At 55.8% G+C, this 19,553-nt stretch carries 24 protein-coding genes; 11 read left to right on the top strand and 13 right to left on the bottom strand.

Features of this window, described 5'->3' with window-relative positions; all coding sequences use genetic code 11:
• Genes PYW49_RS02370 through PYW49_RS02335 form a run of 8 tightly spaced genes read right to left on the bottom strand, consistent with a single transcriptional unit; the run spans position 1 to position 5,875 of the window.
• Positions 1-528, bottom strand: coding sequence for a DUF3833 domain-containing protein (locus PYW49_RS02370; RefSeq protein WP_320385530.1), 528 nt, complete (start codon positions 526-528; stop codon positions 1-3).
• Positions 525-1,049, bottom strand: coding sequence for a hypothetical protein (locus tag PYW49_RS02365; RefSeq protein WP_320385529.1), 525 nt, complete (start codon positions 1,047-1,049; stop codon positions 525-527). The genes PYW49_RS02370 and PYW49_RS02365 overlap by 4 nt, the downstream gene beginning before the upstream one ends.
• Complete coding sequence (locus PYW49_RS02360) at positions 1,046-1,531, bottom strand: DUF2878 domain-containing protein (RefSeq protein WP_320385528.1); 486 nt, start codon at positions 1,529-1,531, stop codon at positions 1,046-1,048. The genes PYW49_RS02365 and PYW49_RS02360 overlap by 4 nt, the downstream gene beginning before the upstream one ends.
• Positions 1,528-2,748: a cyclopropane-fatty-acyl-phospholipid synthase family protein gene (locus PYW49_RS02355; protein ID WP_320385527.1), complete on the bottom strand. Its 1,221-nt coding sequence runs from the start codon at positions 2,746-2,748 to the stop codon at positions 1,528-1,530. The genes PYW49_RS02360 and PYW49_RS02355 overlap by 4 nt, the downstream gene beginning before the upstream one ends.
• Entirely contained in the window at positions 2,745-3,467 is a 723-nt protein-coding gene (locus PYW49_RS02350; RefSeq protein WP_320385526.1) for a DUF1365 domain-containing protein, read from the bottom strand. The genes PYW49_RS02355 and PYW49_RS02350 overlap by 4 nt, the downstream gene beginning before the upstream one ends.
• Before the next feature lies 1 nt (position 3,468).
• Complete coding sequence (locus tag PYW49_RS02345; protein ID WP_320385525.1) at positions 3,469-4,728, bottom strand: NAD(P)/FAD-dependent oxidoreductase; 1,260 nt, start codon at positions 4,726-4,728, stop codon at positions 3,469-3,471.
• Complete coding sequence (locus PYW49_RS02340) at positions 4,725-5,444, bottom strand: SDR family NAD(P)-dependent oxidoreductase (RefSeq protein ID WP_320385524.1); 720 nt, start codon at positions 5,442-5,444, stop codon at positions 4,725-4,727. The genes PYW49_RS02345 and PYW49_RS02340 overlap by 4 nt, the downstream gene beginning before the upstream one ends.
• Positions 5,441-5,875 (bottom strand): nuclear transport factor 2 family protein, encoded by a 435-nt coding sequence (locus PYW49_RS02335; protein WP_320385523.1) that lies wholly within the window; start codon positions 5,873-5,875, stop codon positions 5,441-5,443. The genes PYW49_RS02340 and PYW49_RS02335 overlap by 4 nt, the downstream gene beginning before the upstream one ends.
• Positions 5,876-6,133: 258 nt before the next feature.
• Here PYW49_RS02335 and PYW49_RS02330 point away from each other — a divergent pair, with 258 nt between their 5' ends.
• Positions 6,134-6,331, top strand: a complete 198-nt coding sequence (locus PYW49_RS02330) for a hypothetical protein (RefSeq protein WP_134350190.1) — start codon at positions 6,134-6,136, stop codon at positions 6,329-6,331.
• A gap of 1 nt (position 6,332) precedes the next feature.
• The gene (locus tag PYW49_RS02325; RefSeq protein WP_320385522.1) at positions 6,333-7,121 is read left to right on the top strand and encodes a hypothetical protein; all 789 of its coding nucleotides are present in this window, start codon (positions 6,333-6,335) and stop codon (positions 7,119-7,121) included.
• Here the strand turns inward: PYW49_RS02325 and PYW49_RS02320 are convergent.
• Positions 7,102-7,614 carry a GNAT family N-acetyltransferase gene (locus PYW49_RS02320; protein WP_320385521.1) on the bottom strand — a complete coding sequence of 171 codons (513 nt, stop codon included), beginning with the start codon at positions 7,612-7,614 and terminating at the stop codon, positions 7,102-7,104. The two genes, PYW49_RS02325 and PYW49_RS02320, sit on opposite strands and share 20 nt — an antisense overlap.
• Positions 7,615-7,946: 332 nt before the next feature.
• Here PYW49_RS02320 and PYW49_RS02315 point away from each other — a divergent pair, with 332 nt between their 5' ends.
• Positions 7,947-8,099 carry a phosphoglycerate mutase gene (locus tag PYW49_RS02315; protein ID WP_320385520.1) on the top strand — a complete coding sequence of 51 codons (153 nt, stop codon included), beginning with the start codon at positions 7,947-7,949 and terminating at the stop codon, positions 8,097-8,099.
• 52 nt (positions 8,100-8,151) lie between these two features.
• Here PYW49_RS02315 and PYW49_RS02310 read toward each other — a convergent pair whose 3' ends face one another.
• Entirely contained in the window at positions 8,152-8,730 is a 579-nt protein-coding gene (locus PYW49_RS02310) for a TetR/AcrR family transcriptional regulator (protein ID WP_320385519.1), read from the bottom strand.
• Positions 8,731-8,833: 103 nt separating this feature from the next.
• Between PYW49_RS02310 and PYW49_RS02305 the strand changes: the two genes are divergently transcribed.
• Positions 8,834-9,301 (top strand): nuclear transport factor 2 family protein, encoded by a 468-nt coding sequence (locus PYW49_RS02305; protein WP_320385518.1) that lies wholly within the window; start codon positions 8,834-8,836, stop codon positions 9,299-9,301.
• A 38-nt stretch (positions 9,302-9,339) separates the two neighbouring features.
• Here PYW49_RS02305 and PYW49_RS02300 read toward each other — a convergent pair whose 3' ends face one another.
• Positions 9,340-9,915, bottom strand: a complete 576-nt coding sequence (locus PYW49_RS02300; protein WP_320385517.1) for an ester cyclase — start codon at positions 9,913-9,915, stop codon at positions 9,340-9,342.
• Complete coding sequence (locus tag PYW49_RS02295) at positions 9,912-11,027, bottom strand: alkene reductase (RefSeq protein WP_320385516.1); 1,116 nt, start codon at positions 11,025-11,027, stop codon at positions 9,912-9,914. Before PYW49_RS02295 ends, PYW49_RS02300 begins: the two co-directional genes overlap by 4 nt.
• A 98-nt stretch (positions 11,028-11,125) precedes the next feature.
• On the opposite strand from PYW49_RS02295, the gene PYW49_RS02290 reads away from it, so the two are divergent.
• The 3 genes from PYW49_RS02290 (at position 11,126) to PYW49_RS02280 (ending at position 13,142) form a co-directional block, all read left to right on the top strand.
• Positions 11,126-12,037, top strand: coding sequence for a LysR family transcriptional regulator (locus PYW49_RS02290; RefSeq protein WP_320385515.1), 912 nt, complete (start codon positions 11,126-11,128; stop codon positions 12,035-12,037).
• 57 nt (positions 12,038-12,094) lie between these two features.
• The gene (locus PYW49_RS02285; protein WP_320385514.1) at positions 12,095-12,694 is read left to right on the top strand and encodes an HAD-IB family hydrolase; all 600 of its coding nucleotides are present in this window, start codon (positions 12,095-12,097) and stop codon (positions 12,692-12,694) included.
• 133 nt (positions 12,695-12,827) lie between these two features.
• Entirely contained in the window at positions 12,828-13,142 is a 315-nt protein-coding gene (locus PYW49_RS02280) for a PTS sugar transporter subunit IIB (protein ID WP_320385513.1), read from the top strand.
• Positions 13,143-13,186: 44 nt separating this feature from the next.
• On the opposite strand, the gene PYW49_RS02275 is transcribed toward PYW49_RS02280, so the two are convergent.
• Positions 13,187-13,555 (bottom strand): MerR family transcriptional regulator, encoded by a 369-nt coding sequence (locus PYW49_RS02275; RefSeq protein ID WP_134350180.1) that lies wholly within the window; start codon positions 13,553-13,555, stop codon positions 13,187-13,189.
• Between the two features lie 96 nt (positions 13,556-13,651).
• Here PYW49_RS02275 and PYW49_RS02270 point away from each other — a divergent pair, with 96 nt between their 5' ends.
• The 4 genes from PYW49_RS02270 (at position 13,652) to PYW49_RS02255 (ending at position 19,541) form a co-directional block, all read left to right on the top strand.
• Positions 13,652-14,446, top strand: a complete 795-nt coding sequence (locus tag PYW49_RS02270) for an SDR family NAD(P)-dependent oxidoreductase (protein WP_320385512.1) — start codon at positions 13,652-13,654, stop codon at positions 14,444-14,446.
• 210 nt (positions 14,447-14,656) lie between these two features.
• Entirely contained in the window at positions 14,657-15,271 is a 615-nt protein-coding gene (locus tag PYW49_RS02265; RefSeq protein ID WP_134350178.1) for a TetR/AcrR family transcriptional regulator, read from the top strand.
• Positions 15,272-15,345: 74 nt separating this feature from the next.
• The gene (locus tag PYW49_RS02260; protein WP_320385511.1) at positions 15,346-16,455 is read left to right on the top strand and encodes an efflux RND transporter periplasmic adaptor subunit; all 1,110 of its coding nucleotides are present in this window, start codon (positions 15,346-15,348) and stop codon (positions 16,453-16,455) included.
• On the top strand, positions 16,452-19,541 hold the full coding sequence (locus PYW49_RS02255) for an efflux RND transporter permease subunit (protein ID WP_320385510.1): 3,090 nt from the start codon (positions 16,452-16,454) through the stop codon (positions 19,539-19,541). Before PYW49_RS02260 ends, PYW49_RS02255 begins: the two co-directional genes overlap by 4 nt.
• The last annotated feature ends 12 nt before the right edge of the window (positions 19,542-19,553 follow it).

The raw sequence follows: 19,553 nt of genomic DNA, 5'->3' as shown, positions 1-19,553 counted from the left end.
TCACGTCTTACGGGTAAAGAACAGCGTCACCGTGGCGACGGTGACGCCAAATTTCTTCATCTCGGTTTTATTAAACAGATGGGTCTCATCCTGCAGGTACATCCAGTCGTCAAACTTCAGTAGCCAGGTGCTCCCGTTGGCTTTTACGTTCATGCTGTAATGCCAGTTAAAGGCGTTGCCCGCTGCCTGCCCCGTGGCAACCCCTTCAATATCCCCCGCCGTTCCCTCGTAGCGATCGTTCCCCACGCGACGGATATGCCATACCCGCTGCTGCTTCTCGCCGTCGTCGTAGACAAAGTGTTCATTGAGCGTCAGCGTATCGCCGATAACGTCCCCGGCAATCTCAACGTGGAAGCGACGGATTTGCTTCCCGCTACGATCCTGCACCATCCCCCACGCTTCGGTTTTGCCCTGGAAATAGTGGAAGATATCCAGTCGCGGCTGCTGCTGGCGATACTCGGCCACCTCCGTGCTACAGCCCGCCAGCAGCATCGTGAATGCCAGCGCCATCATCAGGATACGTTTCATTTTTGGCCTCCGATTAACTGCTGGCGCAGCTCAGGATATTGCGTGCGAGGATCGAGCCAGATGGCCAGAAAACGGGTGCTGAACGCTTCCGACTGGCGTGGTCCGAGTGGAATAAAGGATGTTTGCGCCGCTGACGCGCGGTACCAGAACTGCCCCTGCTTATCGTTGAGAACAAACGCCAGCTGCGAGCCCGCTCGGACATCCGGCCACAGCGACTGGAGCATCCGCAGCCAGGCTTCGCTTTGCGGTTCCTGGGCCAGGATCCCCTGAGCCTGCCACTGGTCGCGGGTCGCCTCGACCAGTTCATCGCGATCGATGTCGCGCGCATAGGTGATAATCAGCGCCTGATTCGGGTTCTCCCGGCTGTAACGGCCATCCGGAGTGCGCAGCTGGGAGGTATAGACGGTGAAAGGTCCCCAGGTGAGCGTGGCGTCGCCCACCTTACGCCAGGCCAGCCAGTCGGCCGCCTGGGCTGCGGGGGTGACGATCGTTAACCAAAGCAGCAGAACCGCAGCTCTCATTTTTGTCTCCCCATCAGCAGGTGGAAAAACAGCATCAACACCAGCCACCCCGGCGCCATCCAGCTGACGACGATAAAGGTCGGCTCCAGAAACGTGATAGCGCCCAGGCGCTCGCCGAACAGGTAAGCCACCGGCCCCCCAAGCGCGGCCAGCAGGGTCAGCAGCCAGCCGGGCAACGTTGTAGTGCGCGTCAGCTGTGTCCAGACCGTGGCAAACATCAGCCACAATGCCACCATCCATAACGGCATCAGGGACTCACCCGTGAAGGCAATGAGCCCGGTCAGGGCCCAGAGCGCATCCAGCATGCTGCCCGCCGCCGCCAGCCCAATGGCGTAAAACCGGTATGCTGGCGGTAACAGCAGGCACGCCAGGACCGCCAGCGCGAGCCAGATAATCAGGCCTTGCTCGCGAAAGAGCACCACCAGCGCCCAGTAAAGATCGAACGCGACGGCCAGCAGGAAGACCTGAAGGTAACGCCTCATACGCGCTCGGCGGTGAGCTGCACCACGCTAATGGTGCGGGCGTTAAACCCGGCTTCGCAGTAGCCAAAGTAATACAGCCACATCCGGCGGAACCGTTCATCGAAGCCAAGCTTTTCAATCTCCTGCCAGGCATGGACAAAGCGCTGCCGCCAGTGGGCCAGCGTGCGGGCGTAGTCCGGCCCCATGTCGAAGAGATTGCGCACCACGAAGTCGGTGTGGCGCGTCATCAGCTCATTCATTGCGGTAATGCTCGGCAAAAAACCGCCGGGGAAAATGTAGCGCTGGATAAAATCGACGCTTTTGCTGTAGTCGCGATAGCGCTGATCCTGAATGGTGATGGCCTGAATCGCCATGCGTCCTCCCGGACGCAGCCGCGCCTGGCAGGTGCGAAAGAACACCGGCAGATAGCGCAGCCCCACGGCCTCAATCATCTCTATTGAGACCAGCTTGTCGTACTGACCGGTGAGATCGCGATAGTCGCAGAGCAGCACCTCAACCCGATCCTGCAGCCCGGCGCGGGCGATCCGCTCTGTCGCCCAGACGTATTGCTCCTGTGAAAGCGTGGTGGTGGTCACCCGGCAGCCATAATGGCGGGCGGCGTATTCCGCCATCGCGCCCCAGCCGGTGCCAATTTCCAGCAGGTGGTCACCCGGGCGCAGCGCCAGCTGTTCGCACAGACGCGCCATTTTGGCCTGCTGAGCCGCCGTGAGATCCTGCTCGTCAGCGGTAAACAGCGCGCTGGAGTAGAGCAGCTCCTTATCCAGAAAATGGCTATAAAAGGTGTTGCCCAAATCGTAATGGGCCGCAATATTTTCCCGCGCCTGCACGCGAGAGTTGCGCCGCGTCCAGTGGCGTAACCGTTCAAGCGGCCTGCCGAGCAGATGGAATCCTTTTTCCAGACGGCCAAGTACCTCGCCGTTGAGCGCCAGCAGTTCCAGAAGCGGCGTGAGATGCGAGGTTTCCCATTCGCCGTCTATCCAGGCTTCTGCCGCGGCAAGGCTCCCGCCCGTTAAGACACGCCAGTAGACGCCGGGCGTGAGGATCTGCACGTCGGCATGCAGCGCGGAGGATGTCTCGCCAAAATGAAAGGTCTGCGCCCCTTCCCGCAGCGTGAGCGAGCCGCCGCGGATGCCGCTTAACAGCCTGAAAAGCAGCCAGCGCGCGATGCGGACGTTGCGCGGGATATCGGGTTCTAGCGCAAAGACGGGATCGGTCATGAGCGTTCACTCCTGCTGACGGGATGGTTATACAGCGGCACGCGCTTGAGCCACAGGCGCAGCGCCTGCCAGTAAATGGCGAAAACGGTTTTCAGGGTCATCAGCGGGATGCGCAGCAGCAGCGAGCGCAGCGCCGGACGGGTCAGAGGCGCCCGGCGCAGCGCCAGCGTGGCGTCAAACACCTTCGCTTCCTGGTGATTTTCAATGTGCATATGCAGGGTGTTATCCGGGTTGTTGAAGCGCCAGTGGTAAATCATGTCCATCGGGTTGAAGGGGGAAACGTGAAACGCTTTTTCCGTGGGCTGCGCATCCTGCCCGTTGACGGCATAGTAATGACGTTCATTCCACGGCGTGTTGCGGACCTCAGCCAGCACCCAGCGCAGGATTCCCTTCCCGTCATAGCAGTAGTAAAAGTTGACCGGATTAAAATGCAGCCCGAAATAGCGCAGCTGCGTCAGGAGCATAACCCGCCCGTCCGGACGTTCGCCGGTCAGGCTCTCCAGCCTGCTCAGCACGTTCTCCTTAAGCGGCGTGCCGAGGGGATAGTCCGCATCATGGAACGAGGCGGCGGCAAAGCGATTGCGCCGCACGCCGACGGAGGCCAGCTGCGGCAGTTCATCCAGATCCAGCCAGGCCATAAAGACGCTGTAGCTAAATTCATGGGTTTTCGGCTGAAGGCGACGGTGGCGTAACACGCCGTGATAGAGGCAGCTGTTCATGTCAGTTCCCCTCTCCGGCCGCTATCGCATTGACCACGTCCAGCGCGCTGCGCACGCCATCTTCATGAAAACCGTTGTACCACCAGGCACCGCAGAACCAGCTCCGCCGCTGGCCGTTGATCTCGCCGCGGCGCGCCTGCGCCTGCCAGCTTTGCGGGTTAAACAGCGGATGTTCATAAACAAAGCGTTGCCAGACGAAGCGTTCGTCCACCGGCGTGTCCGGATTGAGGGTGACGCAGAACAGCGGACTGCCCGCAGGCAGCCCCTGCAGGATGTTCATGTTGTAAGTGACGCAGGCGCTGGCCTGCTCCCGATCGCTGAGGCGGTAGTTCCAGCTGGCCCACGCCCGCTGGCGCACCGGCAGCCAGCGCGGATCGCTGTGCAACACCACCTCGTTGCGCTGCCAGCCGATATCGCCCAGCACCTCGCGTTCTGCCTGCGTCGGATTGTCAAGCATGGCCAGCGCCTGGGCCGAGTGGCAGGCAAAAATCACCTGTTCGAAGGTATGGGTGGCGTCGTCAAACAGGAGAGTGACGCCATCCGCATGGCGTTTCACACGCTGAACCGGCGCGTTCAGGTGTAGCGTCAGACGGTCACCCAGTTTGTCCAGCATCGCGCGGATATACTCCCGCGAACCGCCCGGGACGACGTACCACTGCGGGCGATGGGTGATATCCAGCAGGCCGTGATGGTGAAAGAAGCGTAAAAAGAGCGGCAGCGGGAAACGCTTCATCTCCTGCAGCGAGGATGACCAGATGGCGGCCCCCATCGGCAGAATATAGTGTCGCGCGAAAAACGGCGTGAAGCCGTGCTGCTGCAGAAACGTCTGCAGCGTGGCGTTGGGGTCAACTTCGGCGTCCAGCGCCGCTTTCGCCAGACGATTGAAGCGAACAATCTCGCCCAGCAGCCGCCAGAATGTCGGATTCACCAGGTTTCGACGCTGGGCAAACAGCGATGTCAGGGTGTGCCCGTTGTACTCAAGCCCCGTCGCCGGGTTGTGCACCGAAAAGCTCATCTGCGTTTTTTGCCCGCTGATGCCCAGCTCGCTGAGCAGGCCCATAAAGCGCGGATAGGTGCGATCGTTGTAGACGATAAACCCGGTATCGATCGCATATGTGCCCTGCGGCGTCGTCACGTCAACCGTTGCGGTATGGCCGCCGGGCGTAGCTCCCGCTTCAAACAGGGTCACCTGGTGGTGCCCGGCCAGCCGCCAGGCGCAGGTCAGCCCGGCGATGCCGCCGCCGATAATCGCAATCTTCATGAACGCACCATCCTGCGCAGCAGCGCGCGCTGCAAAAACGCGGGTAGCCTGGAGAGCAGCCGCAAAATGAAGCCAAACCCGGCGGGAAACGCGATATGCATTTTCCCTGCCGCCAGCCCGGTCCGGATCGCCTTCACCGCCTCGTCAACGTTCACCCTGCCCGGCATGGCAAAATCGTTTTTCCGCGTCAGCGGCGTGTCAACAAAGCCCGGCGAGACAACCGTGACGGTAATCCCTTTTGGCTCCCAGTCCAGGCGCAGGCTCTCGGCAAACCAGCTCAGCGCCGCCTTGGACGCGCCGTAGGCCTCCGCGCGGGGAAAAGGCAGCCAGTGGGCCATCGAACTCACCAGGACCACGCGGTTGCCCGCAACCAGCTGCGGCTGTAGCGCCTCAAGGCAATTCACCGGACCGAGGAAATTTGTTGCCATCACCCGCTCCACCAGCGCCGCGTCCACCACGCCCTGTTCGAGGTATTCGCAGGTCCCGGCGCAGAGAATTATCAGATCGGCGTAGCTGCCGGTCAGGGCCTGGCGACAGGCATCCCTGTCCGTCATATCGAACAGGCGAACGGTGAGATTGGGGCAGGTTTGATGCAGTGCTTCCAGGCGCGCAGGATCTCGCCCGCAGGCAATCACATGGTAGCCGTCAGCGGAATAGGATTTCGCCAGACCGGCACCGATGCCCGAGCTTGCGCCAGTAATCAGCACCGTCTTCATGATTTCACCCTCCGCTTAACGCCCCGTACCGCCCAGCCAAGCAGAGGAAGGTGTTCGTAAATCATCTCTCCCGCATCGTAGTAGTCGCGCTGGCGTGTGATGAGATCGTTTTCCGTCTCCACCACGGAACACCCCGGCAGATCGAGCGCTTCTCCCCCGGCAATGCGCGGGTGCGACCAGTGCATCACCCAGGTCACAACAAAACGGCTTTCGCTGCACAACGGCGGATCGATGGTAAAACGGCAATGCTCAACGTTGGCCAGCAGATGGATGAAGTAGCGCTGAAGCGCGAAAATCCCGTCATGCTCGCCAAACGGATCGATAAGCGTGGCATTTGAATGATAAAGCCCCATCAGCGCAGACGGCGGCTGGCTATCCAGTGCGGCGTAGTACTCAACAAACCGACTCACGACAGAGGGCAAAGTGCTCATGGGTCACATCCTGGCTGTAAACAACGTGGCGTAATCGCATAATTAAAACTTACACAATTAACGTTATTTGTCCAAGTTTGTAGTGATCTATTTTTTATTTTAGATATATATCAATAAGTTGATAACAAATCAAAAAATGGGTTTTGTGGACGGGGTAAGGTGTCGCCGTCAGTCGGCTTTAACTTTCAGGTTATCCTTAAGGCAAACTCACCGGACATCTACCAGGCTTATCCTTTTTAATTCATAAGGATGCCTGACATGAAACGCTTCTTTCTCTCGCTTTTCTCCAGCCCCGAATCTTTGCTCCAGGTAATGAGCCAGCAGGAAATGATTGAAGCCGTCGAAGATGGCGATCGCATCATCATCGACCAGGACGGGAACGCCTCGGTGAACTACAAAAGCAACGAGGTGCGGCAGGATTTTCTGCGTCACGTCGACACGCTGAAGAGGGCCTGATATGGGAACGGCGATATTTATGGTGCTGATGGTATGCGGGTACTGGTACACCAGCCGCGACCTGTCGACCCGCTTTAAAATCAAGCGGTCCTTCGGCTGGGATGTCTATTTTCTGGTTGCGCTGTATGGCTGTATTTTCGTTCTGCAGGGCGTGATTGCCACGGGGCTGCTCTGGTTGCTGCTGCTCGCCCTGTCCGCCGCCAACAACGCTTTCCACTTTGCCTCACCGAAATATACCGACTGGCAAATCGATTTTATGAACTGGAGTTTTTTAGGCATTCAGGCACCGGTGGTGGTTATGCTGGCGTTTGCCATCCTGTTTTGCCTCTACCGCTCTAACTGGGCGGGCAGCGCCAGGCTGGACGGTGAAAGCCGGAAAAAGCTCTACAAACGCCTTGCCCAGTCGAGCGGGATAGAACAACTGCTGTACCAGTGTATGGAGCAAGGCGAGCTGGCGCAGGTCACGCTCCGGTCGAGGCGGATATACATCGGCATGATCCACACCGCGACGCTGGAATATGAAAAAACGGCCAATATTGTGCTGATCCCGATGTTAAGCGGGTACAGAGATGAAAAGACAATGGATCTGCGCATCGAGAATAATTACAGCAGGTGGTATGCGGAGCATGACATTACGCTCGACTCGGAACCCCGCAGCGCAATGTCATTCCGCAAGGTGATTTTACTCAATCAGATTGAGAGCCTGTCATTGTTCGACCCCGCCAGCGCCAGTGCGCTGTCGCTGGCACAGCGGGATGCGCGCGCTTTTTTTAAAGAGACATCCCCATAATCCTGAGTATGCTCTGCTGAGAAGCGGTTTCGAAAAGCACGTTCTTAAGGCAGAGCATGCCCTGCTTTTGGTAGAAGCGGTACGCTCCCGCGTTCTGCTCAAGCACTTCCAGCCAGAGATAGTCTTTCCCTCTGTTCCGGGCCATGTCGATGATTTCGTTGAACATGACCTGACCATAATTCTTGCCGGTCTCAGCAGGATCAAGGTAGAGCTTGTTCAGAAGCACACCCTGCTTATCCGTTTCTGGAATCATGGCCTCCCAGGTCACTTTCATGAACCCCACGGGCCGATCGGTCTCGGCAACATACCAGGAAACAGCGTTATCTTTTAGGCTCTGTTCAAGTACAGAAAGCGCGTACTCACCGTGCAGAAAATCCTTCATCTCTGCGTCTGACACCCACAGATGCTGAAAATGGGCGGGGTAAATGCGATATCCCAGCTCGCTTAAAAGCGTTGAATCGGCCCCGGTGGCCTGTCGAATTCGAAGAGACATGGAGGGTATCCTTACTAACCCGCTTTACGTGTGATGCCGCGCGAAACGAGAAAGCCAAAAAACAGTTAAATTCTTGCGACATATATTATTGTGGTGAACGACGTTAAGTACAGCCGCGTGTTATGGTTCTCGCTCTGACACACCAAAACGGGTGGGTGAACATTCTTATCAGATCGCGTTAGTCTGGCTGTGATGAATGGAAGATCGGGTTACGGTTATCGCCTTTTTCCTGGGCGGCACTGTTTCGTATACTTTGGCTCTGCGGCCTGTCTGGCGAGGCAGAGTGCGTTAACAGCGCAAAAAAGCGTGCCGCTAAGGCGGCCGAGATCCTCATGACGGCGGCTAAGGGCTCCGACGGTCCCGTCCTGCTCATGGGGCACGGGATCATGAACCGGTTTATTGCAAAAGCGCTGATGGCATCCGGCTGGAAAGAAGAGACTCGCCCGGGTAAGGGGTACTGGGGCGCGGGGGTTTACAGTCTGTAATAGACTGTCGCGTATTCCAGCCATTTAACATGATGCAACGCCCCGGCTGCGCTTATTTTCCAGTTAACCTTTCCAGACCCGGTGCTAACGACGTGATGACCGTACTGGTATCTATGCCCATTTGCGCATGAATAATTGCGCCGTCAATGAGCAACATGATTTCGCTGACGACGCGCTCATCAGCGATCTTCGTCAGCGATGCAATAATTTTCTTTGTTTCACATTTATGATTTCGGCAAATCTCTTTTATTTCGCTTTCAATATCTTCCGATTTTGCCTCTGCGCTGGCATTAATAAACGCGCAGCCGTGAAACTCGGGCGAAACAAACCATTCGTAAAGCGTTGCAGATAACGCATCAGAAGGTATTTCACCTTCCTCAAGATGTCGACGCAGCGTGGACTCAAACCAGCCAATCCATATTTCATGCCGATACTGTAAATAAGCGAGAATAAGTAAACTTTTACTCGGGAAATGGCGATAAAAAGTCACCTTTGTCACTTTCGACGCTTTAATCAGCGTATCCACGCCCGTCGCCCTGAAGCCTGTGGAATAAAACAGATCGTGCGCCGTCAGTAATATCTTATCTCTGACGCTGATTTTTGTATCGTTGCCTGCGGATTCTGTTTTCACTTTTTTATAACCTCAAAACGGATGTTGACAGCGTTATTTTACAGGCATAGATTAGCGCAAGTAGACAGACCTGTCTACATCATAACACGCTGAGGTAATCGCAATGAACACACGTCCTCCTTTACCGCCCTTCACACGTGAAAGCGCCATCGAAAAAGTCAGACTGGCAGAAGATGGCTGGAACAGTCGCGACCCGGCGAAAGTCGCGCTGGCCTATACGCTGGATACCCAATGGCGCAACCGCGCGGAGTTCGCCACCAACCGTGAAGAAGCGCAGGCGTTTCTGGAGCGTAAATGGAAAAAAGAGCTGGATTATCGTCTGATTAAAGAGCTCTGGGCGTTTACGGATAACCGCATCGCCGTTCGCTATGCCTATGAATGGCATGATGATTCTGGCAACTGGTTCCGCTCGTACGGCAATGAAAACTGGGAGTTCGAACCGGACGGATTAATGAAGCGCCGTTTTGCCTGCGTAAACGATATGCCGATAAAAGCCGCTGAGCGACTGTTCCACTGGCCGCTGGGCAGACGCCCGGACGATCACCCCTCTCTGAGCGATCTGGGGTTATAGGATTTACGCATCACTCCGGGTTACCCGGAGTGATGAAGTTACAGTGCGCCCAGCTGTTTCATCAGCGTCAGGTTATCCTCAATATGCCAGTTAGCCGCAATTTTACCTTCACGAATGTCGTAAATATCCGTGGCGATAAAATCTATTTTCTGCCCCTTCCCCTTCAGCTTGCCGAATGTTCCGCTGAACGTGCCGTAAAAATGCAAATGGGAGACCACGCGATTACCTGAAATAATCATTTGCTCAACCTCGCAGCGTAAATCAGGCACGGCGGCACGAAAGGCCCGCGAGGCTAAAATAGCGCCTTCCGGCCCCTGCTTACGACCTTCCGGGGGCGTTTTATCAATAAAGTTCACCGCCAGGGCATCACGCGCCAGGGATTCATCCCCCGTGTTCCAGAACGTTGCATATTCTCTGGCAACAGATTCATTCGCAGTTAATTGCGCCTGGGGCAGGCTTTTATCCATAATAAGCTGATGAGGTTTTAGCCATTCTGCCTGCGCCGAATACGCGGCACCCGACAGTCCAACAAAAACAAGCGCCGCGAGAGCGGAACGAAAATATGTCGACCCGCTGCCGGACGCGCCGCCGATAATTAAGGTCTTACGGTTCATAATGTTTCTTCCTGCAGGTTATATAAGGGGTAGTCGGTATATCCCGTCGCGGTGCCGCCAAACAGCGTGGCGGGATCGCGCACCTGTGCCAGAGGCAACCGGTGCGCCAGTCGGAGGGGTAAATCCGGGTTAGCAATAAATGGTCGTCCGAACGCAATCAAATCGGCATAGCCCGCGGCAAGGATGTTTTCCGCTTTTTCACGATCGTAGTTACCCGCGACGATAAGGGTTCCGCTAAAGGTCTCGCGAAGTGACTGGCGGAAATGTTCAGGTACCTGCGGCGCATCGTCCCAGTCGGCTTCCGCCAGGTGGATGTACGCGATCCCTTTTTGTTCACACCAGGCCGCAAGAGCGAGTATGGCTTCCGTCACCTGCGGATCGTTCATCCCGCGCTGGGTAATAAACGGCGAAAGACGGATGCCCGTACGCTCGCGACCAATGGCCTCAGCAATGGCGCTCAATACCTCCTGGGCAAAGCGGATCCGGTTGGCAAGCGTGCCACCGTACTCATCCGTGCGTATGTTGGATGTTTGACGCAGGAACTGGTCGATCAAATAGCCGTTTCCACCGTGAACCTCCACGCCATCAAACCCGGCCTGAACGGCATTCAGGGCGGCCTGGCGATAGTCCGCAACGATAGAGTGAATGTCCTTGCGCGAGAGGGTTCTCGGCTGTGGGCAGTCAACCATCTGGCCCTCTCCCTTTTCATTCACCACCCATACCTGCGCGTCCGGCGCCAGCGCTGACGGGGCAACGGGCTGACCGTCCTGATGAAAACTGGCGTGCGACATCCGCCCTACGTGCCAGAGCTGAGAAAAAATGACCCCGCCCGCCTGATGCACGGCGCCCGTGGTGAGCTGCCATCCTGAAACCTGCTCCGGCGTATGCATGCCGGGTGTCCATGAATAACCCTGCCCCTGAGGCGAGATCTGCGTGGCTTCCGTGATGATTAATCCCGCGCTGGCCCGCTGCCGGTAATACTCCGCCATCAGCGCGGAGGGAATATTTCCCGGCTGAAGGGAACGCGCGCGGGTCATCGGTGCCATGACGATACGATTTTTCAGGTCCAGCGGACCCAACCTGTAGCGTTCAAAAAGTGAGGTAGGTTTCATGTTTCATCCCCTGTGGTTTGTATGAAATCACTTTACAGACGGTATCTGGTTTTGATAATTACGCTAAAAACAGATGCACTTTTCGGAAAACATGAATAATGGGCAAGCTCGAAGACATGGCATTACTGGTTGAAATTGCCGAGGCCGGTGGCCTTTCCGCTGCCGGACGACGCCTGTCGCTTTCCCCTGCCACCATGACGGCCAGGCTGAAGGCAATTGAAGAGCGTTACCAGACCCGCCTGTTTCATCGCTCAACGCGGTCCATCACGCTGACCCGCGCCGGAGAAGAGTTTTACCATGCTGCGCTGCGCGTGCTGGAAGAAGTGCATCATGCCGAGTCGTTACTGACGCAAAAAGAAGGCGTTCTCAGCGGCAACATTCGCCTTTCTGCACCCTCTGACTTTGGCAGGCAGTATCTGAGCCCTGCCGTCGTTGAATTTTCCCGCATCCATCCTGACGTGAAATTTTTCATCTCGTTAAGAGAGCACGTTGAGGACCTGGTCGCTAACCGGCTGGATATGAGCGTACGCTTCGGTAACCTGCCGGACAGCAGTCTTGTCGTCAGAAATATCCGCCCGAATCATCGGGTGCTGGTTGCCTCCGGGCAATATCTTAACGACCGTGGCATCCCCTCCACGTTTGCAGATTTAGCCCATCACCGGTGCCTGGCGCTTGAGTCGCAGGGCGTGGTAATGAACGAATGGCGCTTTGAAACCGAGGGCGAGGAAACGGTTGTTCGCGTGGATCCTGCCATGGTGTGCGACGACGGCGCGCTGCTTCGTCAGTGGGCCCTCAGCGGGGCCGGTATCGCGGGGAAATCCTGGTGGGACGTCAAAGACGATGTTGAGACCGGAAGACTCACGGTGCTGTTTGCCGACAGCTTCACCGGCTTTAGCCGATACGATCGCAAAGATGTCGGTCTGCAGTTTGTTTACCCGCAGCGCAAGCTGCAGCCGCTTCAGGTCACTGCGTTTAGCCAGTTTTTTCTCGACTGGCTAAAAAAACATTAACATCAAAAACAGTGATACACTCGCCCGATGCAATTCATTATCCCGTCTGAACGGCTTATGACTACAAATATTGCTTTTTTCGATTTCGATGGAACGATAACTTTTTCCGATACCTTCACCCCGTTTATTTACCGTTCTGTGGATGAAAAAACGCTGCGGCGTGGAAAGCTACGCCTTCTTCCCTATATCCTCGCCTATAAAATGGGCGCGTTATCGGGATCGGTTTTACGAAAAAAAGTGGTAAGAATAGCGTTAGCTGGCAAGTCTGAAGCTGAATTAAAAAATGCAGGTCTTTTCTACAGTAAAACAGAAATTCCATCCCTGTTGCGGGAGGATGCCATGAACAAAATCAACTGGCATAAATCTCAAGGGGATACGGTGGTAGTTGTCTCAGCCTCGCTTGATTTATACCTTAAACCCTGGTGTGAGCAGAATGGGTTGGAACTTTTATGCAGTGAAGTGGCCTTTTCAGGGGGGAAAGCCACCGGAAACTACAAACAAGGCGACTGTAGCGCTCGCTTAAAAAAAACGAAGATAATTGATAATTATGATTTATCTTCCTATAAAGTCGTCTATGCCTATGGCGATACAAAAGAAGATTTAGACATGCTCTCTCTTGCCTCGATAAAATTTTATCAGTGGAAAGAAATGGTCTGAATCTTCCGCGTCATATCAAACAAACATTCAATTAATGCAGCTGCAGTTAATTTGTCACCAAAATAAGAGATAGCGCGCATTTCGGTGACAACCTCAGGTTTACCCTATGAGCGGTTTTCAGGAGGAACAAAATATGAAAAAGCTTCTGATATGTTGTTTGTTCGGTAACACCGCAAACTCTCTCGCCAAAAAAATGCAGTCCCTGGCAGAACAAGAAGGCTATCCACTGATGATTAGCGCCGTTGGGCTGGATAACTTCGCCAGTGTTTCCCCCGCTTTCGACGGTTTTCTTATCGCGCCGCACATTCAATACAAACTCGATGAGATAAACGACATCGTGGGAAATTCGCGTTCAATTGCCATCATTGAGAGCCTTCCCTACGCGTCTCTGGACGCGAGGAAAGTGTTGAATTTCGTGAAGGAGCAGATGCCTGAACTGGCTGCCTGACAGACAAGGCCGCATCGCTATTGCGGCCTCCACTCACCTGCCGATCAAAACTCGTCTATACAAGGCTGGCCAACCTTATTAATAGCGTTGATTAGCCTGGCTCTGAGTTCAATTAACGCCGTTTCTTTCTCTTCAAGCTGCTGCAATTTGCGGCGCAGAGAGGTTTGCTTTTGCTCAGAGGTAAATTTATCGTCGACCCAGACAGCTAAAACCTCTGATATTTCAGCTAAAGTAAAGCCCAGCATTTTGGCATGTTTGATCATGTTCAAACGCTGTAAATCGACGGCGGAATAGACTTTGTAGTTATTGCTGCGATTGGGTTGTGGGATATTCTCTAACAACCCCTGCCTTTCATAGTAACGGACCGTCTCTTTCGATAATCCCGTTTTCGTACACAGTTCGCCAATTCGCATTGCGTCGTCCTTATCTTGTAAAAATCACGCTTGACCGTGTACCTAAGTGCACGGTTTATCCTGTGATGCACAAATTAGGGAAACGGGATTTAAGGTATGAACTCTTTTGATTATACAGGAAAAACAGCGCTGATTACCGGGGCATCTTCGGGAATAGGTCGTGATTTCGCCAGACAACTCGCCGCTCGCGGCGTGGCATTGATCCTGATAGCCCGCTCAGAGCAAAAGCTTCAGGCGCTTGCCGCTGAGTTAGTCAGAAAGCATGGCGTTTCCGTTACGGTTATCGTGCAGGACTTAGTGAAATCAGAAGCCATCCCCCACATTGCAGAACGGCTTGAAACCTTAAGGCGTTTCCCCGACATTCTGATCAATTGCGCCGGGTTCGCCACCTATGGGCCATTCGAAGAGCTGTCAATCGACAGGCAGCGTGATGAGATCAACGTGAATTGCCTGGCCCCTGTGGAACTCACTCACACCATGCTGCCGGGAATGCTGCAGAAAGGCTCCGGGGTGATTATTAATGTTGCCTCTACTGCCGCGATGCAGCCTGACCCTTATATGGCGATTTATGGCGCAACTAAAGCATTCCTGCTCTCGTTTTCAAACGCGCTGTGGGGAGAATACCGCTCAAAGGGTATTCGCGTGTTGGCGCTTTGTCCCGGTGCCACAGATACGGCTTTTTTTGATGTAGTGAACGCTGAGGAAGCCTCAGTAGGTAAAAGAATGCCCGCGGACAAAGTGGTCACTCTGGCGTTAGAGGCCGTGGACACTAACCGTAGCTACGTAATTACCGGATGCGGCAACTGGCTTCTGGGCCAGCTACACCGCTTCGTGACGCGCAGGCGTCTGGTGCTCATCGTCGAAAAAATATTGCGCCCACGATCGGCTTAAGCAAAATATTGACGTTTCAGTGCAAGGGAATTGCGCTGAAACCCTCACAATTCGCAGACAGATAGATGCCATAGTACGCGAAAAACAGTGATACACTTACCCCACCTGGTTGATCGTCCCGTCTGAACCGCTCATGACGAAAACGCATGTAACCAAAATACGAAATGGTCACTCGTTGTCAATCCTGGCCCGTCACGCTAAGCTTAAATAATGACTAAAAATATGAACGCCCCATCAACACGTGGTCCCCTTGACCACTCTGTCAGAGAGCAAATCGTCGAAGCGGCTTTTGAGCACTTCGGTCACTATGGCTATGAAAAAACCACCGTAGCCGAACTGGCTAAATCCATCGGTTTTTCAAAGTCCTATATTTATAAGTTTTTCGATTCCAAACAAGCAATTGGTGAAGTGATCTGCGCTAACCGCCTGGAGCTGATCATGGCGGCCGTGCTTGCCGCCATCAATGATGCGCCGTCAGCAAGCGAGAAATTACGCCGTCTTTTCAAAGCGCTCACCGAGGCAGGAAGCGAGCTGTTTTTCCACGATCGTAAGCTTTACGACATTGCCGCCGTTGCCGCACGCGACCAGTGGCCTTCGACAGAGCGATATGCAGAAAGCCTGATGAAGCTGATTGAGAGCATCATTATCGAAGGCAGGCAGGCGGGCGAGTTCGAGAGAAAAACGCCGCTGGATGAGGTCACTCAGGCCATCCACATGGTGATGTGTCCTTACATTAATCCCGTACAGCTGCAGTACAACCTCGAAACGGCCCCGGCGGCAGCGGTGCTGCTCTCTTCACTGATTTTAAGAAGCCTGGCCCCCTAATTTGTGACCATTGACATTATTGGTCACTAGTCAGAGAATGCGGATATCGTCCTGTTACGTCTATAAGGTATCCCATGCTCAGGCTCACTTCAGCCCACGTTGCCGCTTGTCTCCTGCCGTTTGCCCTGGTGGCGTGCGGCGATAATTCCGCGAGTGACGATCCGCGCACTCAGCCACCGCTTGTCAGATCCACCTCCGTCGAACTTGCGAACCATACCGCCCGCTCCTTTACGGGCGTGGTGGTCGCCAGAACGCAAAGCGATTTGGGTTTCAGGGTTCAGGGAAAAATCCTCGAACGCCTGGTTGATACCGGGCAGACCGTCAAACAAGGCCAGCCGTTGCTGCGCCTCGACCCGGTTGACCTCAAATTACAGGCCCAGGCACAGCAGCGCACGGTGGATGCAGCCCAGGCGCGTGCGAAAAAAGCGTCCAGCGATGAGGCGCGTTATCGCGGCCTTGTGGCATCCGGTGCCGTATCTGCCTCGGAGTATGACCAGATCAAAGCGGCGGCCGATACGGCCAGGGCCGAGCTCAGCGCTGCCCGCGCGCAGGCCAACGTGGCGCAAAACGCAACCGGCTATGCCGTACTGCTGGCGGATTCAGACGGCGTGGTGATGGAGACGCTCGCCGAACCGGGCCAGGTCGTCAGCGCCGGGCAGGTGGTGATCCGGCTCGCCAGAGCAGGACAGCGCGAAGCGCTGGTGCAGTTCCCGGAGACCTTGCGCCCTGCCGTCGGCAGCGCAGCGCAGGCCACACTGTATGGCAATGAAAAACACCCGGTCACCGCAACGCTGCGCCAGCTTTCTGATTCAGCCGACGCCACCACCCGCACCTTTGAAGCACGATACGTCCTGGAAGGCGCGCTGGCCAACGCGCCGCTGGGAGCCACCGTCACGCTGAACATTGAAGACACGAAAGCGCAGGGTCAGATCATGCAGGTCCCGCTGGCCTCGCTCTACGATGCGGGCAAAGGCCCCGGCGTCTGGCGTATTTCTGCTCCGCCGGCAAAGGTCGCATGGACGCCCGTCAACGTGCTGAGCGTGGGTGAAGCTGCGGCGCAGGTCACGGGTGGCGTAAAGCCCGGCGAGAAGATTGTTGCGTTAGGCGCACATCTTCTGCACGAGGGTGAAGTCGTCAGGCTTGCTGGACAACGCAATGCCGCCCATGCGGAGAACACGCCATGAGCGGAAGCCGCTTTAACCTGTCAGCGCTTGCCGTTCGCGAGCGTTCAGTCACGCTGTTTCTGATCGTTCTCGTGACGATTGCCGGTATTTACGCCTTTTTTGGGCTCGGACGCGCGGAAGATCCGCCCTTCACCGTCAAGCAAATGACGGTGATTACCGTCTGGCCGGGTGCCACCGCGCAGGAAATCCAGGATCAGGTTGCCGAACCGCTGGAAAAGCGCCTGCAGGAACTCAAATGGTATGACCGTACGGAAACCTATACCCGTCCCGGCATGGCCTTTATCACCCTGTCATTGCAGGACAAAACGCCGCCCGCAGAGGTGCAGGAAGAGTTCTACCAGGCGCGAAAGAAGCTTGGAGACGAGTCCCAGCGCCTCCCGGCGGGCGTCATCGGCCCGATGATGAATGACGAATTCGCGGATGTCACCTTTGCCCTTTTTGCCCTCAAAGCGAAAGGCGAACCCCAGCGGCAGCTGGTACGTGATGCCGAAGGCCTGCGCCAGCAGCTTCTGCACGTTCCTGGCGTGAAAAAAGTGAACATTATCGGTGAACAGGCCGAACGGATTTATATCTCCTTCTCGCACGATCGTCTGGCGACGATGGGGCTCTCGCAGCAGGATATTTTCAATGCGCTCAATAGCCAGAATGCGTTGACCGCCGCGGGCGCCATTGAGACCCGGGGCGCGCAGATCTTCATCCGCCTGGACGGTGCTTTCGATGAACTGCAGAAGATCCGCGATACGCCATTCGTTGCTCAGGGAAAAACGCTCAAGCTCTCCGATGTGGCGACGGTTGAACGCGGCTACGAAGATCCGCCCACGATGCTGATACGCAATCAGCATGAGCCCGCCCTTCTGCTGGGCATCGTGATGCGCGAAGGCTGGAACGGCCTGTCGCTGGGTAAAGCGCTGGATGCGGAAACGGCGAAAATTAACGATAACCTGCCTCTCGGCATGACCCTGACCAAAGTCACCGATCAGTCCGTGAATATCCGCTCGTCGGTCGATGAGTTTATGATCAAATTCTTCGTTGCCCTGCTTGTGGTCATGGTGGTCTGTTTTGTCAGTATGGGCTGGCGCGTGGGCGTGGTGGTGGCAGCGGCGGTCCCGCTGACGCTGGCGGTCGTCTTCGTGGTGATGGAGGCCGCGGGGATAAATTTTGACCGCGTCACGCTGGGCTCCCTGATCCTCGCCCTCGGCTTACTGGTGGATGATGCCATTATCGCCATCGAAATGATGGTGGTGAAGATGGAGGAAGGTTACGACAGAATCAAAGCCTCAGCCTACGCCTGGAGCCATACCGCCGCGCCCATGCTGGCAGGTACCCTGGTGACGGCCATCGGCTTTATGCCGAATGGTTTTGCCCAGTCGACCGCCGGGGAATACACCAGCAATATGTTCTGGATTGTCGGCCTCGCCCTGATTGCGTCGTGGTTTGTCGCCGTGGTGTTCACGCCTTATCTGGGTGTGAAGATCCTGCCGAACATTCCAAAAGTGGAAGGTGGTCATGCCGCCATCTATAACACGCCCCGATACAACCGTTTTCGCCAGCTGCTTGGCCGCGTTATCGCCAGAAAATGGCGGGTGGCCGGTTCAGTGGTCGCCATTTTCATTCTGGCCGTCCTCGGCATGGGGCTGGTGAAAAAACAATTTTTCCCGACCTCCGATCGCCCGGAAGTGTTGGTTGAAGTTCAGATGCCCTACGGCACGTCGATTGCCCAGACCAGCGCCGCCACCGCAAAAATAGAAGCATGGCTGAGCAAGCAGCCGGAGGCCAAAATCGTTACCGCCTATATTGGTCAGGGTTCACCCCGTTTTTATCTGGCAATGGCCCCCGAGCTGCCCGACCCTTCATTTGCGAAAATCGTGATCCTGACGGACAGCGAGACGTCGCGCGAGGCGCTCAAGTTCAGGCTCAGGGAGGCTGTCGCCAGCGGCCTTGCGCCCGAAGCGCGTGTGAGGGTGACGCAGCTGGTGTTTGGCCCGTACTCTCCCTTCCCGGTTGCCTGGCGCGTTTCAGGGCCGGATGTCGAAAACGTGCGTGACATCGCTGATAAGGTAAAAGCCGTGCTCCAGGCCAGCCCGATGATGCGAACCGTCAACACCGACTGGGGGTCACGCGTGCCCGTATTACATTTCACCCTCGATCAAAACCGCCTGCAGGCCACCGGCTTAACCTCCAGCGCCGTCGCCCAGCAGCTCCAGTTCCTGTTATCAGGCGTGCCAATTACCTCCGTACGGGAAGATATTCGTTCGGTAGAGGTGATTGGCCGTGCGGCGGGTGATATCCGTCTTGACCCGGCAAAAATCGAGGGCTTCACCCTCGTGGGTAATGCGGGACAGCGTGTTCCGCTGTCTCAGATCGGCAAAATTGAGATCGGCATGGAAGACCCACTCCTGCGCCGTCGCGATCGCACCCCCACGATTACCGTGCGGGGCGATATCGCCGACAATCTTCAGCCGCCGGACGTGTCGACCGCCATCATGAAACAGCTCCAGCCGATTGTTGATGCTCTGCCGGCCGGCTACCGTATCGACATGGCAGGTTCTATTGAGGAATCGGGTAAAGCCACGCAGGCCATGTTACCGCTGTTCCCGATCATGATTGCCCTGACGCTATTGATCATCATTTTGCAGGTGCGTTCACTTTCGGCGATGGTGATGGTGTTTCTTACCGCTCCGCTGGGGTTGATTGGCGTAGTGCCTACCCTGCTGCTTTTCAATCAGCCGTTTGGCATCAACGCCCTGGTGGGCTTAATCGCTCTGTCAGGCATTCTTATGCGCAATACGCTGATTCTGATCGGTCAAATCGATCATAACCAGAAGGACGGCCTCGATCCGTTCCAGGCGGTAGTCGAAGCAACGGTCCAGCGGGCACGCCCGGTATTACTGACCGCAATGGCCGCCGTGCTGGCGTTCATTCCCCTGACGCATTCCGTATTCTGGGGAACGCTGGCCTGGACGCTGATCGGCGGAACGTTAGGTGGGACGATCATTACGCTCGTCTTCCTGCCCGCGATGTATGCGATCTGGTTCCGGATCCGCCCTGTAGAACAACGCGTGCAGCAACGTACGGAAAACGTGTAAACTACCATCAGT

The organism is Enterobacter chinensis, from assembly GCF_034008295.1.
Lineage (GTDB): Bacteria > Pseudomonadota > Gammaproteobacteria > Enterobacterales > Enterobacteriaceae > Enterobacter > Enterobacter chinensis.
This window is presented reverse-complemented; position numbering and strand designations above follow the sequence as displayed.

Excerpts from the sequence above, each read along its gene's own strand:
- PYW49_RS02370 (WP_320385530.1), bottom strand. The coding sequence starts at position 528 with ATGAAACGTATCCTGATGATGGCGCTGGCATTCACGATGCTGCTGGCG.
- PYW49_RS02365 (WP_320385529.1), bottom strand. The coding sequence starts at position 1,049 with ATGAGAGCTGCGGTTCTGCTGCTTTGGTTAACGATCGTCACCCCCGCA.
- PYW49_RS02360 (WP_320385528.1), bottom strand. The coding sequence starts at position 1,531 with ATGAGGCGTTACCTTCAGGTCTTCCTGCTGGCCGTCGCGTTCGATCTT.
- PYW49_RS02355 (WP_320385527.1), bottom strand. The coding sequence starts at position 2,748 with ATGACCGATCCCGTCTTTGCGCTAGAACCCGATATCCCGCGCAACGTC.
- PYW49_RS02350 (WP_320385526.1), bottom strand. The coding sequence starts at position 3,467 with ATGAACAGCTGCCTCTATCACGGCGTGTTACGCCACCGTCGCCTTCAG.
- PYW49_RS02345 (WP_320385525.1), bottom strand. The coding sequence starts at position 4,728 with ATGAAGATTGCGATTATCGGCGGCGGCATCGCCGGGCTGACCTGCGCC.
- PYW49_RS02340 (WP_320385524.1), bottom strand. The coding sequence starts at position 5,444 with ATGAAGACGGTGCTGATTACTGGCGCAAGCTCGGGCATCGGTGCCGGT.
- PYW49_RS02335 (WP_320385523.1), bottom strand. The coding sequence starts at position 5,875 with ATGAGCACTTTGCCCTCTGTCGTGAGTCGGTTTGTTGAGTACTACGCC.
- PYW49_RS02330 (WP_134350190.1), top strand. The coding sequence starts at position 6,134 with ATGAAACGCTTCTTTCTCTCGCTTTTCTCCAGCCCCGAATCTTTGCTC.
- PYW49_RS02325 (WP_320385522.1), top strand. The coding sequence starts at position 6,333 with ATGGGAACGGCGATATTTATGGTGCTGATGGTATGCGGGTACTGGTAC.
- PYW49_RS02320 (WP_320385521.1), bottom strand. The coding sequence starts at position 7,614 with ATGTCTCTTCGAATTCGACAGGCCACCGGGGCCGATTCAACGCTTTTA.
- PYW49_RS02315 (WP_320385520.1), top strand. The coding sequence starts at position 7,947 with ATGACGGCGGCTAAGGGCTCCGACGGTCCCGTCCTGCTCATGGGGCAC.
- PYW49_RS02305 (WP_320385518.1), top strand. The coding sequence starts at position 8,834 with ATGAACACACGTCCTCCTTTACCGCCCTTCACACGTGAAAGCGCCATC.
- PYW49_RS02300 (WP_320385517.1), bottom strand. The coding sequence starts at position 9,915 with ATGAACCGTAAGACCTTAATTATCGGCGGCGCGTCCGGCAGCGGGTCG.
- PYW49_RS02295 (WP_320385516.1), bottom strand. The coding sequence starts at position 11,027 with ATGAAACCTACCTCACTTTTTGAACGCTACAGGTTGGGTCCGCTGGAC.
- PYW49_RS02290 (WP_320385515.1), top strand. The coding sequence starts at position 11,126 with ATGGGCAAGCTCGAAGACATGGCATTACTGGTTGAAATTGCCGAGGCC.
- PYW49_RS02285 (WP_320385514.1), top strand. The coding sequence starts at position 12,095 with ATGACTACAAATATTGCTTTTTTCGATTTCGATGGAACGATAACTTTT.
- PYW49_RS02280 (WP_320385513.1), top strand. The coding sequence starts at position 12,828 with ATGAAAAAGCTTCTGATATGTTGTTTGTTCGGTAACACCGCAAACTCT.
- PYW49_RS02275 (WP_134350180.1), bottom strand. The coding sequence starts at position 13,555 with ATGCGAATTGGCGAACTGTGTACGAAAACGGGATTATCGAAAGAGACG.
- PYW49_RS02270 (WP_320385512.1), top strand. The coding sequence starts at position 13,652 with ATGAACTCTTTTGATTATACAGGAAAAACAGCGCTGATTACCGGGGCA.
- PYW49_RS02265 (WP_134350178.1), top strand. The coding sequence starts at position 14,657 with ATGACTAAAAATATGAACGCCCCATCAACACGTGGTCCCCTTGACCAC.
- PYW49_RS02260 (WP_320385511.1), top strand. The coding sequence starts at position 15,346 with ATGCTCAGGCTCACTTCAGCCCACGTTGCCGCTTGTCTCCTGCCGTTT.
- PYW49_RS02255 (WP_320385510.1), top strand. The coding sequence starts at position 16,452 with ATGAGCGGAAGCCGCTTTAACCTGTCAGCGCTTGCCGTTCGCGAGCGT.